Origin of the sequence: Agrobacterium burrii (genome assembly GCF_017313405.1) — a bacterium.
Lineage (GTDB): Bacteria > Pseudomonadota > Alphaproteobacteria > Rhizobiales > Rhizobiaceae > Agrobacterium > Agrobacterium burrii.
Genome location: NZ_JAFLNA010000014.1, coordinates 63,602 through 78,749, shown reverse-complemented (window position 1 = coordinate 78,749; position 15,148 = coordinate 63,602). Strand labels below are relative to the sequence as shown.

General features: G+C 59.5%; 13 protein-coding genes. 2 read left to right on the top strand and 11 right to left on the bottom strand.

The genetic code is table 11. From position 1 onward, the window contains the following. Window positions 1–76: 76 nt before the first annotated feature. From JZX89_RS22560 to JZX89_RS22525, 8 genes are all read right to left on the bottom strand, one after another. A complete protein-coding gene (locus JZX89_RS22560) occupies window positions 77–1,072 on the bottom strand; it encodes a hypothetical protein (protein WP_207135351.1) in 996 nt (331 codons plus the stop codon). A gap of 178 nt (window positions 1,073–1,250) precedes the next feature. Beyond that, entirely contained in the window at window positions 1,251–2,120 is an 870-nt protein-coding gene (locus JZX89_RS22555; RefSeq protein WP_065116791.1) for a D-psicose 3-epimerase, read from the bottom strand. A 22-nt stretch (window positions 2,121–2,142) separates the two neighbouring features. Further along, the gene (locus JZX89_RS22550) at window positions 2,143–2,814 is read right to left on the bottom strand and encodes a nucleoside triphosphate hydrolase (protein WP_207135350.1); all 672 of its coding nucleotides are present in this window, start codon (window positions 2,812–2,814) and stop codon (window positions 2,143–2,145) included. Window positions 2,815–2,843: 29 nt separating this feature from the next. After that, window positions 2,844–3,692: a sugar phosphate isomerase/epimerase family protein gene (locus JZX89_RS22545; protein WP_207135349.1), complete on the bottom strand. Its 849-nt coding sequence runs from the start codon at window positions 3,690–3,692 to the stop codon at window positions 2,844–2,846. A 1-nt stretch (window position 3,693) separates the two neighbouring features. Continuing rightward, window positions 3,694–4,689: an ABC transporter permease gene (locus JZX89_RS22540; protein WP_207135348.1), complete on the bottom strand. Its 996-nt coding sequence runs from the start codon at window positions 4,687–4,689 to the stop codon at window positions 3,694–3,696. Next, entirely contained in the window at window positions 4,686–5,702 is a 1,017-nt protein-coding gene (locus tag JZX89_RS22535) for an ABC transporter permease (RefSeq protein ID WP_207135347.1), read from the bottom strand. The genes JZX89_RS22540 and JZX89_RS22535 overlap by 4 nt, the downstream gene beginning before the upstream one ends. After that, window positions 5,695–7,185, bottom strand: coding sequence for a sugar ABC transporter ATP-binding protein (locus tag JZX89_RS22530; RefSeq protein ID WP_149901058.1), 1,491 nt, complete (start codon window positions 7,183–7,185; stop codon window positions 5,695–5,697). Before JZX89_RS22530 ends, JZX89_RS22535 begins: the two co-directional genes overlap by 8 nt. A gap of 118 nt (window positions 7,186–7,303) precedes the next feature. After that, a complete protein-coding gene (locus JZX89_RS22525) occupies window positions 7,304–8,281 on the bottom strand; it encodes a substrate-binding domain-containing protein (protein WP_207135346.1) in 978 nt (325 codons plus the stop codon). A 237-nt stretch (window positions 8,282–8,518) separates the two neighbouring features. On the opposite strand from JZX89_RS22525, the gene JZX89_RS22520 reads away from it, so the two are divergent. Next, complete coding sequence (locus JZX89_RS22520; protein ID WP_207135345.1) at window positions 8,519–9,598, top strand: LacI family DNA-binding transcriptional regulator; 1,080 nt, start codon at window positions 8,519–8,521, stop codon at window positions 9,596–9,598. Between the two features lie 116 nt (window positions 9,599–9,714). Next, a complete protein-coding gene (locus JZX89_RS22515; RefSeq protein WP_207135344.1) occupies window positions 9,715–10,044 on the top strand; it encodes a tetratricopeptide repeat protein in 330 nt (109 codons plus the stop codon). Here JZX89_RS22515 and JZX89_RS22510 read toward each other — a convergent pair. The 3 genes from JZX89_RS22510 to JZX89_RS22500 all read right to left on the bottom strand — a co-directional run bounded on the left by JZX89_RS22510 (window position 10,025) and on the right by JZX89_RS22500 (window position 15,037). Then, complete coding sequence (locus JZX89_RS22510; protein WP_207135343.1) at window positions 10,025–11,611, bottom strand: ABC-F family ATP-binding cassette domain-containing protein; 1,587 nt, start codon at window positions 11,609–11,611, stop codon at window positions 10,025–10,027. The two genes, JZX89_RS22515 and JZX89_RS22510, sit on opposite strands and share 20 nt — an antisense overlap. 180 nt (window positions 11,612–11,791) lie before the next feature. Further along, window positions 11,792–13,582: an ABC transporter ATP-binding protein gene (locus JZX89_RS22505; RefSeq protein WP_174375091.1), complete on the bottom strand. Its 1,791-nt coding sequence runs from the start codon at window positions 13,580–13,582 to the stop codon at window positions 11,792–11,794. 465 nt (window positions 13,583–14,047) lie between these two features. Next, window positions 14,048–15,037 (bottom strand): Bug family tripartite tricarboxylate transporter substrate binding protein, encoded by a 990-nt coding sequence (locus JZX89_RS22500; RefSeq protein ID WP_153516104.1) that lies wholly within the window; start codon window positions 15,035–15,037, stop codon window positions 14,048–14,050. Between the last annotated feature and the right edge of the window lie 111 nt (window positions 15,038–15,148).

Here is a 15,148-nt window from a genome sequence, read left to right as displayed (position 1 = left end):
ATGTGGCTGGCTTGCAGCTGCGGCTGGCAAGGCAGTTTCCAGAAGAATATTTCACGGCAATTCGGCCCGCGCGAATTCAATCCGCCGGGGTGGCCAGAACCTCTCCTTCCCTGTTCTGCACGAGGCCCGCGGGCGATGCCGGCTGAGGATCAGCATTGGACAAAGGTGGGGTGAGCAGCCATGCGGCTGGATATTCTTTCCGAAGGTGCCGGGAGTTATAGCGAACATGGGTTCCGGCCGCGTGACGGCGCGTGCCGAGCATAGCCTCTTTTGACAGGACTGCGCCTTTGATTTCGTAGAGTTTTCGTTCGTCATCAAGGGCAATCGTCGCATCGGAGAGATCGAAATCATCGACGTGAACGGTCTGACCTTGCGGCGTGCCGAGAACCCATCTGTCGGAATCGACGAAGCCGTCGATATAGACATTGCCCGCGGAAGCGCGCAGGGACGTGCCTTCCGGCAGGGTGATCCCATCAACGACATTGCCATCGGCAAGAATGCATCTGCTGAAGGCGGATATGCTGCCATCGGGCCGCAGATCAAATTCCACCGGCTGGGTAGCATCGCAGAGCCAACCGCTCTGGGTGGTTACGCCAATGCCGCTTATCCGCATGTTGTCTGGGGTAAAGCCAACGGTTTCGTAGTTCTCGTTGGTTTTTACCGCGATATAGCGAGCGATCTCGACGGCATCGATATCGGCAATGCGCACGGGATGCGGAAACACGGCGCGGGTGAAGGCGTCCCTGGTATTGGCAATGGACAGCTCGAGTTTCGTGCCTTTGGGCATATCGATCTGGCCAAGCCGGGTTGGCTCAAGCAATTCCGGCCGATAGCTCGCCACCCGCTCCCTGTCATAAGCCTGCATCTCGATATAAAAATCACCGGTTTTCCATAGGATGAAGGCTGCGATGGCTGTCACCAGCCCATAGGGCAGCAGCATCGGGCGTTTCCAGCGGCCGCAGACATATCGAATAAGCAGCGCCAGCGTCCAGACGGCCCAGATAAAGGTCGCGGCGAGAAGGAAGGCGACGAGAAGCAGCGCTTCGACGGACGGGAGTGCGACAGGGATCATGTGAACCAATAGCCTTGGGCGGATCGTTTCCGATCCTCAGATTCCCCAGCCTTAGCCCACGAATGGTGGTGTGTTCAACGTGCCGATGGACTGGCCGCGTCGGTCATCAGCCTGTTTTTTTGGTGAGAGACCAGGCGCCGCCGATAGTCGGCGCCTGGTCAACACGCTTTTGCAGACATCAGCCGCCGAGGACGAAACGGGAAAATGCCAGGGAGTTGCGGGCGTCCTCGTCCATTCTGGCGATGTCGGCGCCATTGCTCAGATCACGCCACACCTTGATATCAGAACCGATGGTGCCGCCGGTCTTGACGAACGGCTCCATGACGACGGCGCCGGTGTAATTGATATCGCGAAGCGCGAGGCCGATTTCCTGCCAGGGCATCCTGCCTTTGCCCGGAACACGGCGATTGCTCTCGCCGGTGTGGAAGTGACCCAGCAGCGGGCCGGCCGTGCGGATGGCTTCGCCGAAACTGTCTTCCTCGATGTTCATGTGGAAGGTATCGAGCATGACCTTCACATTGTTCTTCCCGACATCCTTGACGAAGGCGACGCCTTCGGCCGCCGTGTTGAGCACGTGGTTTTCAAAGCGGTTAAGGACTTCGATGCACAGGTTGATGCCGAGATCATTGGCGAAATCCGCAATGCCGTGAATGCCCTCGACACCACGTGCATAATCGCCCGGCTTGTCGACCGGCTGCGAGTAGTCGATCGGCCAATAGGAATGCAGAGCGCCGCCGATGGTGCGGATGTCGAGTTTGGCGACATTGGTGAGCGTCCGCTCAAAAAACGCCTTGCCCGCTGCGCGCACGGCCGCATCTTCCGACGACAGGTTCTTTGATTTCGACGGGCCGATGCCGGCGGTGAGGATGATGCCGTTATCCTTCGCACTCTGCTTGATGGCCGCGAGTTCGGCATCGCTGTATTCGTTGATATGGTGGGCGGCGACTTCGATGATATCGAAACCGAGTTTGGCGACCTTTTCGATATAGGGGCCGAACTTGGCGCTCCACTCATGTTCCCAGTAAGAATAATAGATGCCGTGTTTCATGGGGATTTCTTTCGCTTCTGTTTCACTTGGTTGGGATGTGCCCGCTTCCCGGATTGCCGATGCGAAGATCCGGTTCGGTGCTCGTCGAGATGATGAAACGGCCGTTCGGAAGATCGTTCTCCTCGACCTTCCGGTTGATCTCGTCCTCGGAAAGACCGAAGCCCAGCCAGCGGTTTCTCAGCCGGGCGCGCAGATCGTCCTCGCCGACATCGACAAAAACCGTCAGATCGAAGATCGGTTTGAGACGGTTCCACGGCGACTGGCCGGCGAGGAGATAATTGCCTTCACAGACGATGATATCGACCGATTGCGGGATCAGCCGGCCGCCTGCGCGGGCGATTTCAATCGCCCGGTCAAAGACCGGAACGGCAACGACATCATCCCCATTGGCCTTGAGACGCTCGAGCATGTGCCGCAACCCGTGGGCATCGAAGGTATCGATGGCGCCCTTGAACGGTCGGCGGTTCATCTCCTCGAGCACGGCATCGTCATAGTGATAACCATCCATCGGGAAAAGCGCGGCGGACTGGCCTCCACCTGCGTTCAACACATCCACCACACCTTCGGCAATGGTCGATTTTCCCGATCCCGGAGCGCCGGCAATCGCGATCATCACGCGTCGGCCTTTGGCCCGGTCGAAGCGTTCGAGAGCCAGACCCGCAATCTTACGGGCATTATCGTCAATTGTGTTCAAGGTGGTCCTCGCCCCGAAAATGATTGCTGTCAGAAAATCCGGTACTGGCTTGCCTTGTCGCGCAGGAAGGCCAGCCCCTTGTCGAGGACCTCGTCTGCGCCTGAAGCGACCGGCCGCCAGGTGGAAATCGCACCCGCCATCTCCTCCGGCATCGCGGCGAAACTTTCGAGTGTCAGCACGCCCTTGAAGCGGATGGCTGCGAGTGCGGCAAACACCGCGTCCCAGGCAACATTGCCGAAACCAGGCGTGCCGCGGTCACTTTCCGACATATGCATGTATTTCAGATGGTTACGAGCAGCGATGATGCCATTGGCGATGCCCTTTTCCTCCATGTTCATATGGAAGGTATCGAGATGGACAAAGACGTTGTCGGCACCGATACGCTCAACCAACGCCACGGCCTGCTCTGCTGAGTTGACCAGATGGTTTTCATACCGGTTGACGGCCTCGATCCCGAATTGCAGGCCAAGCGTCTTCGCATGGCCGGCAGCCTGGCATAGTGCCCGTGTCAGATTGTCGTATTCGGCCTGCGTCGGCGGGAAACCCGTGCGCTCGCTAGTGCCGCCATAGGTCACGCCGGTCAGCGCTTCCGCCCCCATTTCGGAGGCCTTGTCCAGCGCGGCCTTCAGATGGATGACGGCTGCTTCCGGGTGGACGGAGGCCCAGGCGGGCTCCGGCAGGACCAGCGAGCAGACAGCCCGCAGACCGTATTTCTCCAGCATGGCGCGGGTATGCGCCGCATCGACGGATGGGAGATCGACAAGCGGAATCTCGATGAAGTCCTGCCCATAATCCGCGGCACCGGCAATGGCCCGCCTGGCGCTTTCATGATCCCAGGTAAGGGACCACATCATTGCGTGAACACCGAAGCCTTGCACGTCATACCTTCTTTCTGAGAGATGCGAAGTAGCTTGAAAACAGGCCACGCGCCGCCATGACGACAATCATCAGCACGCCCCACAGCGCCGTTGCCAGATGCTGGTTTGCGCCGAGAAGGTTGAGCCCGGACGACAGGAGCTGCAGAACGATCAGCGCAACAAAGACGGGCAGCACACGGCCGAATCCACCGAATGGATTGATGCCGCCGAGGAACGCTGCCAGCACCGTGATCAGCAGGTAGGATTCACCGTGTCCGACACGCACGGAGTTGAAACGGGCAAGCATGATGATGCCGGCGACGGCACACATGAGACCCGAGAGCGTGTAGACGAGCACCTGGATCTTGCGGGTGTTGAGACCCGAATAACGCGCCGCCTCGATATTGGAGCCGATCATCAGCAGACCGAAGCCGAGTTTGGTGCGAGTTAGAAGGACATGCCACAGCCCCACACAGGCAATGAAGATCAGAAGCGGGATGGGCAGCCCGAGGAGCGTGCCGTGGCCAAGCGGCGCCATATAAGCCGGGAAACCGGAAACATCGCCGCCACGCGTCAGAAACTCCCCGAGCCCGCGCAGGAAAATCATCATCGACAGCGTGACAAGGATCGGATGCGCGCGAGTATAGGCAATCGCCGCGCCGGTCATCGCGCCGGCAGCGCCGCCGGTGGCAAGGGCGGCAAGGCAGGCGAGCAGGAAGGCGCTCGGCGGCGCGTCCACGCCGCCATGGGCCTGCAGCACCCAGGCTGCCGCCAGCCCCGACAGATTGGCGGCGAAAGTGACGGAAAGATTGATCCCGCCGGTCAGCAATGGCAGCAGCATCGCCAGTGTCAGCAGACCGAGCTCCGGCAGTTGGAAGGCGACCGAACCGAATGTGGCGAGCGACAGGAAATTATCCGCCAGCGTTCCGAAGATGAGCATGACCGCGACAAAGGCAATCACCGGCCCGGCCATGTCGGCACCGAAAATCGCATTGAATCTCCGAACGAAGCTGCTCATCGCTGCGCACTCCCCTTGCTTGCGGAGGTTCGCAAGGCTGCCGGCAGCAGCTTGTCGAACCGGGTGGAGGAAAGCGTTATTGCAATGAGAATGATGGCGCCGACGATCATCTTGAATGCAAAGGGAGACACGCCCATCAGGTTGAGACCGTTCTGGGTAATGGACACCATCAAGACCCCGAGCACGCAGCCGATGACCGAACCCTTGCCGCCGCCAAGCCGCGCGCCGCCAAGCACGGTGGCAGCCAGAACATCCAGCTCGCGGCCATAAAGCGCGTTGGGCACGACCTCCTGCGCGTAATGCGCCTGCATGAGCCCGGCAATGCCAGCCATCAGGCCGAGCCAGCCGAAGGAAATGTAATGCATGGCGCCGATATTGATGCCGAAACGTCTTGCACCTTCCGGATTGTCACCGAATGCATAGAGCTTGCGCCCGACCGTGGTGCGCGAGATCATGAACCAGGTGGCAAGGCAGCAGAGGATCATGACGACGACCGGCAGCGTCAACTCGACCCAGGAGCCATCCGGCATCTCGCGTTCGTAAAACACCACGCGCGTCGAAAGCCATTCCGGCAGATCGTAGATCGACACGCCCTTGGTGAAGAACATCAGCAGGCCGAAGAAGATGTTGAAGGTGGAAATGGTCGCGACAATGGAAATGATATTGAGCCGCCAGACCAGAAAGGCGTTGACGAAGCCGAGACCAAGGCCGACGGCGCCGGCAATGATGAAACCTTCGGCCCAGTTGCCGCCACCCAGCGCATTAAGCGCCAGCACCGTGACATATTGCACGACGGAAGCGGCAACGGCGAAAGAGATATCGATACCGCCCGAGATCAGCACGACAAGCAGACCGACCGCAAAGATGATGTTGACCGCCGAGACATTCAGCACATCGAAGGCGTTGGAGATGGTCAGGAAACGATCGGTGCCAAAGGACAGGCCCGTGCAAAGCAGCACCATGACCACAAGCAGCGTGAATTCGGTCGTATGTCCGAGGATGAGCCTACGCATAGATGGCGGACTCCAGTTCGGTAAGCGACACATGTCGCGGATCATGGGTGGCGTGGAACCGGCCTTCGACCATGTGGATGATCCTGTCTGTGTTGAAATAGACTTCCGGCGGTTCATCGGAGATGACGATGATCGAAAGACCTTCGGCGGCGAGCTTGCGAACGATTTCGAAGATGCCCGCGCGCGCACCGACATCGACACCCACGGTCGGCGCATCCAGAATGAGGATTTTCGGGCCGATCGCCAGCCACTTGGCAATGGCGACACGCTGCTGGTTTCCGCCCGAAAGCGTGCGGATCGGGTCTTCCGGCAGGCCGATCTTGACGCCGAGCGCTGAAATCCAGCGGGAAACCACATCCGCTTTTTTCGATGACGAGATAAGGCCACCCGTCAGCAGCCGGTCGAGCGAGGCCATGACGAGATTATCGGCAATCGACTGGGGCTGATTGAGACCAAGCGCAAGCCGGTCTTCGGAAAGATAGGCGACGCCGGCCCGGATCGCATCCCGGTTGGAGTGGAAATTCACCTTCTTCCCGTCGATCAGGATTTCACCCGATTGCGGCCGATGCATGCCGAAAAGGGTCAAGGCCAGTTCCGTGCGTCCGGCTCCCAGCAGGCCGGTAATCCCCAGCGTTTCACCCTGCCTCAGATCGAAAGACACATCTTCAAACTCACCGGCACGTGTGAGCCCGCGCACGGAGAGAACAACGGGCTTGTCATCGTGATCGGCAGCGATGACGGCGCTGTCGAAATTGCGGCCGGTCATCAGTTCGGTCACGCGTGACTGGGTCATGCCTTCAACCGGGAAGACACCGACAAGCGATCCATCACGCAGTACGGTGATGCGGTCTGAAATCTCAAGCACTTCCGCCAGCCGGTGGGAGACGAACACAACCGCGACACCGGAGGCGGAGAGATTGCGGACGATGTCGATCAGATAGTCCGTTTCCGATTGCGTCAGCGACGCGGTTGGCTCGTCCATGAAAACGAGGCGCGCTTCCCCGACCAGTGCACGGGCAATCGCCACGATCTGACGCTGGGCAATCGGCAGTTCCTTCAGCGGCCGGTGGAGGTCGATCTCAACGCCGAGCCGGGCCAAGGCCTTCTCGGCCGCTTTTGCGATCGCGCCTTTGTCGACCAGCCCGTATCTGCCGTTCACCGCGTACTGAAAGCCGATATTTTCCGCCACCGACATTTCATCAAACAGCGCCAGATCCTGCCAGATCACCTGAATGCCAAGCGCTTGCGCAAGCGTCGGGGTCATCGCGGCTATCAGCTTGCCGTCGAAATACAGTTCCGCATCGTTTTCGGGCGTATAAACGCCTGTGATGACCTTGATCAGTGTGCTTTTGCCACAGCCGTTTTCGCCGGCAAGGCAATGCACTTCACCGGGATTGACCTCGAAAGAAACGCCTTTCAGGGCGCGCACGCCGCCGAAAGTGACTTTGACATTTTTGAGGGACAGGAGCGGTTCTGCGCTCATGATAGCGTATCTCTCCTTTCGCCGCGAAAGCATCGCAGACGTGGCGCTCGGCATGTTTTCCTGAATGGGCGTCGCGCGGGTATTTTTCCCCGCGCGACGCCTGCGGCTCTGGGGAGGATCAGAGGCCCATGGAAACGAGCTTGTCGATGCTTTCCTTGTCGATCTTCAAAAGCTGATCGACGACGATGGTGTTACCCTCGGGATTGATGGTGCCGAGACCTTCGATATTGTCGCCGGCCTTGGGTGTCTCGCCCTTGGCGATACGATCGGCGAGCGTGATGAAGACCTCACCGGCCAGCTTCGGGTTCCACATGAAGCCGCCCGTCAGCGCGCCCGATTTGATGAGCTTGGCGCCCTGTCCCGGCGAAAACGGGCCGATGACGAAGACCTTGCCATCCTTGCGCCGCTCTTCGACGGCACGCCCGGCACCGATGGGTCCCTGCGAACCGAAGGCAAGGAAACCGCTCAGGTCAGCATTGGCGGACATCAGGTCAAGCGCCGTCGACCGGCTCTTGTCGAGATCTTCGGCGACGCCGTAGCGATCGCCGACAAGCTTCATATCCGGATGATTGGCCTTGATATAGGCGATGGCGGCATCGGCCCAGGCGTTGTGAAGCGGAACGGTGAGCGAACCGACGAAGACGGCATAAGAACCCTTGCCGCCCATCTTTTCCGCCAGCAGCTTGCCATGCGCTTCACCAAAACCCTTGGCGGAGGCCAGTTCAAAGTCCCAGTCAGCGCCGAGCTGCTTGGGCGATTCATGGGTGATGACCTTGATGCCGGCGGCCTGGGCCTTCTTCAGCACCGGCTCAAGCACCTTGGCATCATTCGGCACGACCCCGATGAAATCGACCTTCTGGGCGATCAGGTCTTCGATCGCGCGAACCTGCAGCGCCGGGTCGGCGCTGGTCGGGCCGACCATGAAACCGTCGACGCCGAGCTTTTTGCTCTGTTCCTTGATGCCGGCTTCCATGGCGTTGAACCACGGAATACCGCCGATTTTGACGACGACGCCAACTTTCGGCCCTTCGGCGAAGGCCGCGGATGAGAGCAGCGCAAGCGACAGGCCGAGCGCCGCAGCAATAATTTTCTTCATGATGTTCCTCCTCAAAAAATCGGCAAACGAAATCCGCCGCAGCCAGTTTTTCCCTGCCGCGCTTCAAATCTCTCATCTCGCTTATTCGAGACTCTCCCTTGCCACTCCCATAGCAACCATCCTGCACAATCGATATTGCCAAACTGCACAATCGATGGTGCAATAACCATATCATGAAGCTCCCTTCCGTCAAGGGGATGCGTGCTCTAATAATCGGAATCAGCTGGGGAGATCGAAGTGACAGGCATAAGTTCCAAGAAAGCCACCATTTATGACTTGTCGCTATTGTCTGGCGCGTCAGCCTCGACAGTGAGCGCGGTGTTGAATGGATCATGGCGCAAGCGGCGGATTTCGGAGGAGACCGCAGACAAGATACTCTCGCTCGCCAAGGCACAGCGCTACACCACCAACCTGCAGGCCCGTGGCCTCAGGAGCTCAAAATCCGGTCTCGTCGGGCTTCTGGTGCCGGTTTATGACAACCGGTTCTTTTCATCGATGGCCCAGACATTCGAAGGACAGGCACGCAAACGCGGCCTGTCGCCGATGGTGGTTTCCGGGCGGCGTGACCCCGAGGAGGAATGCCGGACCGTAGAGACGCTGATCGCCTATTCGATTGACGCCCTGTTCATTGCCGGCGTCACCGACCCGGATGGCGTTCATCAGGTCTGCGCCCGCGCAGCCCTTCCGCATGTCAATATCGACCTTCCCGGCAAATTTGCATCTTCTGTGATTTCCAATAACAGGCACGGCGCGGAAATCCTGACATCGGCGATCCTTACCCATGCAGCGAAAGGCGGCTCTCTCGGTCCGGACGACGTCGTCCTGTTCGGCGGTCATGACGACCACGCCAGCCGCGAGCGTATTAACGGGTTCCATGCCGCGAAGGCCGATTATTTCGGCGTGCAAAGTGGCGACGACATCGAGATCACCGGCTATTCGCCGCGCATGACGGAACTGGCCTTCGAACGCTTCTTCGAGCGTAGGGGCCGCCTTCCCCGCTGTTTCTTCGTCAATTCATCGATCAACTTCGAGGGGTTGCTTCGTTTCATGGGGCGTCATGACGGGGAAGCGTTCGGCGACATCGTCGTCGGCTGTTTTGACTACGACCCATTCGCATCATTTCTTCCCTTTCCCGTTTACATGATCAAACCCGATATTGCGCAAATGCTCGAAAAAGGGTTCGAACTGCTGGAAGAGAACCGGGCAGAGCCCGAAGTCACCATTGTCGAACCGCAGCTCATTCCCCCGCGCACCGCCCTTGAAGGACCGCTTGATGATATCTGGGATCCGGTCGCGGTACGCCGCATATCAAGATGAAACGTTCCGTTCCATCAGCGGAGGAGCTCTCCGGAGAAGCGCCAATTCCGCTTGACCTCAACCGCACTTGACGTCGTACCGATTTGCATGAAGCCCACCATTGCAATGGAATGACGATGATCGAAAAGCTCCTGAAGATGCTGAAAGACGGCAAAGATGCGCCCCTCCTGCGTTTTTCACTCGCAAAGGCCCTGATGGCCACGCGGCAATTCGACGATGCGGCGCAGCATCTGCGCGAGGCGGTTCACCAGGATCCCGACTACTCGGCAGCCTGGGCGGCACTTGGCGAATGCCTTATGCATCTCACAGACGACGACGGTGCTATTGCCGCGTGGGCTGAAGGTAGCGCGGTTGCCACGAAAAAGGGTGACATCCAGGCAAAACGGCAGATGGATGTCCGGCTTCGGCGTGCGCAATCGCGGCGCCTCAGGGTCGCCCAAGGGTAAGCCGCCGATCGATGCCAATATTGCCAAGAAACGCTTCGTCATGGCTGACAACCAGGAGCGCGCCATCATAGGCCCGCAGGCCGGCCTCCACGGCCGCGATGGAATCGATATCCAGATGGTTTGTCGGTTCATCGAGGATCAGCAATTGCGGCGGCTGCGGACCACAAAGAACGCAGGCGAGACCCGCGCGCAGCATCTGTCCGCCCGAAAGCGTTCCGACGATCTGCAAGGCGGCATCGGCACGAAACATGAAGCGGGCAAGTGCTGCCCTGCAGGCATTCTCTCCGGCCTGCGGGTTAAGTTGAAGGAAATTGTCGCGGATCGACAGCTTCGTATCCAGCAGGCTGACCTGCTGGTCCAGAAAGACGGACGTCACACCGAGGTGGACGGTCCCTGACAACGGCATCAATTCCTTCCTGATCACGGAAAGCAGCGTCGTTTTTCCCGATCCGTTCGGGCCGGTGACGGCGACACGTTGCGGGCCGGTGATTTCAAAGGACAGATCGGCGAACACGGGTTGTTCGCTTGAATATCCCGCCGTCAGGCTTTGCAGGCACAGAACGCTTTTAGTTTTGTGCAAGCCGCTGGGTGGCAAGACGACGGTAACGTCCTGAAGGATCTCGATCCTCTGGCGTGCCGTCTGCAAATCCCCGGTGGCTTCGGCTTTCAGGCGACTGGCGAGATTGGCATTGTCGCCGCTGGTCTTCTCGGCTCGTCTTTTCATGCCGCCGGCGGCAATGCGGGGCATGTCCCCCTTTGCCGCTTTGGCGGCGCCCTTTGCGTCGCGCCGGGCCTTGCGTTCCAGTGCCTCCTGCGACCGGCGTTTGACCTCGGACAGGCGCTTTTCGGCGCTGGCGAGATCCTGTTCGGCAGCGGCCAGTTCCTGTGCTTTTTGCGCGCGGTAATGGCTCCAGTTTCCGCCATAACGCGTTGCGCCCAGCGTCGTCATTTCGACGATGGCATCAAATGTATCGAGAAATTCCCGATCATGGCTGACGACAATCGCTCCGCCACGCCAACCCGCCAGAAAATCCGCAACGAACAGACGACCGTCGCGGTCGAGATTATTGGTCGGCTCGTCGAGGATCAAGAAGTCGGGCGCGGCATGGATTTGGGCCGCAAGTGCCGCCCGTGTGCGCTGCCCGCCGGAAAGTGCCGAAAGCAGCGTTGACGGTAAGGCGTCCAACCCGACCTCAGCCAGCGCATCGGCAATTTTTTCCTCCAGCATCCAGTCGACATCACCAAGCTCTTCGAGTGTGGCCTGCCCCGCCTGGGCGCGGGAAAGTATCTTGAGTGCCTCACGCGCATTGAAGAGATCCGCGACGGTCTCCCCGGGCATGACCTGCACGATTTGCCTGAGAACGCCGGTCCTGCCGGAGACGGAGACCGTACCGGCGGACGGTGACAATTCACCGGCAATCAACTTCAGAAGCGTCGTCTTGCCGACGCCGTTGCGCCCGACAAGGCCGGCTCGTTCGAGACCGAAGCGAAGATTGATGTTTGAAAAAAGCGGATGACCGTCAGGCGTGGACCATGAGAGGTCTGAAAGGGTGATGGAACAAGGCATGGATATGGTTTCCCCTGATGACAAGGCGTTGCGGCTTTGTGATCGGGTTGAAATCCATGGTTCACCATCCTGTTGGTATTGCGGAGAGAACGCCACTAACCGAAAAAAGCGGCGCGTTCGTGGCAATGGTTTGAAGTTGCGGATGAAACGCCGGAGGATGAACTCCGACGTTTCGTTGTTTCAGGCCACCAGGCCCTTGGTCAGTTCCAGCGCCTGCCGTTCGAACAGCCGGCGATAGATGCCGTCATTGAGGCGGATAAGCGCCTGATGGTCACCTTCTTCGACAATCTTGCCCTTGTCGAACACCAGCAGCCGGTCCAAGGCCCTGACCGTGGAGAGCCGGTGCGCGATGACGAGCGTCGTGCGGCCATCCATCAGCCGTTCCATGGCCTGCTGGATCTGCACTTCGCTTTCGCTGTCAAGGCTCGAGGTGGCCTCGTCAAGGATCAGCACCGGCGCATCCGCGAGAAAGGCACGGGCAATGGCGACGCGCTGGCGTTCCCCGCCCGAAAGCTTGACGCCACGTTCGCCGACCATGGTCTCATATCCTTTTGGAAGGGACATGATGAACTCATGGGCGCTGGCCTGTTTTGCCGCCTGCTCGATGTCACGCCGCGTGGCACCCGGCCGGCCATAAGCGATGTTTTCCGCCAGCGTGCGGTGGAACAGGATGGGTTCCTGCTGCACGATGGCGATCTGGCCGCGCAGGCTCGATTGCGTGACACCGGCGATATTCTGCCCGTCGATGCGGATTGCGCCCGACTTGATGTCGTAGAGACGCTGGATGAGCTTGACGAAAGTAGTCTTGCCCGAGCCGGAATGGCCAACCAGCCCCACACGCTCGCCCGGCTTGATGGTGACCGAGAAGTCATCATAAAGCGGGGTGGGATGCGCGCCATATTGGAACGTGACGTGATCGAAGACGATCTCGCCCCTGCCGATATCAAGCCGCGCCGCATCCGGCCTGTCTTCGACGCCAAGCGGCATCTTGTCCAGCAGCACCAACTCTTCCATATCGTTGACGGCGCGTTGCAGGTTACGGATATCCTGCCCCACATCACGCAGGTAACCCTGCAGCACGAAGAACATGGCAAGCACGAAGGTGATATCACCCGGCGTCGCCAGCCCCTGTCGCCACATGATGAGGCCGGTGCCGAGAATGCCGGCCTGCATGGACACCATCATGAAGCTCTGAATGGTGCCATTCAGCGTGCCGCGCCGCCATGTTCTGCGCGTGCGGTTATCCCATTTCACCAGCACATGGCCCAGCCGCGCTTCCTCACGCGTCTCGGCACCAAAGGCCTTGACGACCGAGTTGCAGCTGATGGCATCCGCCAGCGCCCCGCCAAGCCTTGTATCCCAGGCATTGGCAAGCCGTGCCGCAGGCGACACATAACCCATGGAAAGAGCCACGGTGACACCGACATAGATCAGCGAGCCCAGGCCGACGATGAGGCCCATGACCGGCCAGTAGCTGCCGAGCACGATGGTGGCGCCGACCAGCATCACGAGGGACGGCAGAAGGGCGATGAGCAGCAGGTCGTTCAGCGAATCCAGCGCCCACATGCCGCGCGTGATCTTTCGCACCGTAGAGCCGGCGAAGCTGTTGGCATGCCAGTCCGTGGAGAAACGCTGCACCTTGTGGAAGCCGTTATTGGTGACATCAGCCATGGTTTTCAGCGTGAGCCTGATGATGCCGTTAAAGATGAACCAGCGCAGCACCACGCTGGTGAGACCAAGCGACACCACGACGACGAAGGCGTGCAGCGCCTTGTCCGCCCCGTTGCCGCCGGCAATGGCATCAACGATCTGGCCGGAAAAAACCGGCACCATGACTTCGGCCAGCGTGCTGGCGACAACCAGCACAATGATGAAACCCACCAGTGCCGGCCTGTGGCTCCAGTGGTGAAAAACAAAGCCGAGCACATGACGATAGGCATCGGCGCGGAAATCGAGCTTCTTGCGAGACATTTTAACCAGCACGGCGCCAGAAAATCGGCAACCGGTCCTCAAAACGGAAGTTGGATGGCACAGCCCGGACGGGAGACGAAATGATCCCGTCAGATCAATCGGGCCATGAGGGAAAATAACCGCATGTCGGGCGCGCGCAGGGCGGGCCACGAATGGATATGACCTAGTGTCGGGTCATTCCCTGCGGGAGGATTTCGGTGAATGCTGGTGTCATGCAACGCCTCCCTTTGTTTGATCTGACGCGGTGATAGGTTTTGTAGCTGAGTGATTTGAGCTTGCCAAGCCGATTTTTGCAACCTTATGGCAAGTGATGCTGAAACGACACATTGGTCGATGCGACAGGCCCGTTTTTTGGCCGGGCCATGATGACAGCTTCGGCTGCGGGTCTTCAGCAGCAGGTGGTACTGCGCACCTCAAGGCAGAGGTGCGCAGCGAGGTATCGAAGAACCGGGTTACCGTTCCCGATCAGTCCATCTGCACATTTGCATTCTTGACGACGGGTTCCCACTTGGCGATTTCGGCCGCGACGTGGGCTTTCAGCTCATCGGGTGACGACGCGACGATCTTGGCGCTGAACTCCGCCATGCGCGCGGCGACGGCCGGATCGGCAAGCGCTTTCTTGGCGGCGGCATTCAGCTTGTCGATCGCTTCGGCCGGCGTGCCGGCGGGCGCAAAGAGCGCGTTCCAGGTGTAGGTTTCATAACCCGGGACGGTCTCGGCAATGGTTGGCAGATCCGGGAAGGATGAGGCGCGGTCAGTGGTCGTCACGCCAAGCGCCCGCAATGTGCCGGACTTTATGTGGCCTGATGACGACGGCAGATTGTCGAACATGATCGAAATCTGGTTGCCGAGCAGATCGTTGAGCGCGGGGCCTGCTCCCTTATAGGGAACATGCTGCATGCTGACGCCGGCCATGCTCTTGAACAGTTCGCCTGAAAGATGCAGCGGCGTGCCATTGCCGGAAGAGGCATAGGCATATTTGTCCGGCTCGGCTTTGAGAAGCGCAATCAGTTCCGCAACGCTGTTGACGTTGAGCTTCGGATTGACGACCAGCACATTCGGCACCACCACCAGCAGCGAGACCGGGGCGAAATCCTTTTCCGGATCGTAAGGCTTTGTTTTAAGGATAAGCGGGTTGAGCGCATGGGTCGCGACCGTGCCCATCAGGATCGTATAGCCATCTGGCTCGGCCCGGGCGACACGGTCTGCACCGAGATTGCCACCGGCGCCAGCGACATTTTCAACGACGATCTGATGGCCAAGCTCATCGCCCATCTTCTGCGCGATGACGCGCGCCACCACATCGGTGGAGCCGCCCGCCGCGAAAGGCACGACCAGCGTCATGGTCCGATCAGGAAAACCCTCGGCGCTCGCCGTCATTCCCAGCATGCAAAAAGAAGCTGCCGTGGCGGCAAGCTTCAACACCATACGCCGTTTCGAAAACCGGTAATTCATGAACCCTCCTTTAACATGGCCTCCCCGCCATGCCGGCATAGTAGCTCAAAAGCCCTCGAGAGCAAGCCATGGCCGCTGCTGCAGCAAAAGTGGTCGGGGGGATCGCCGTGC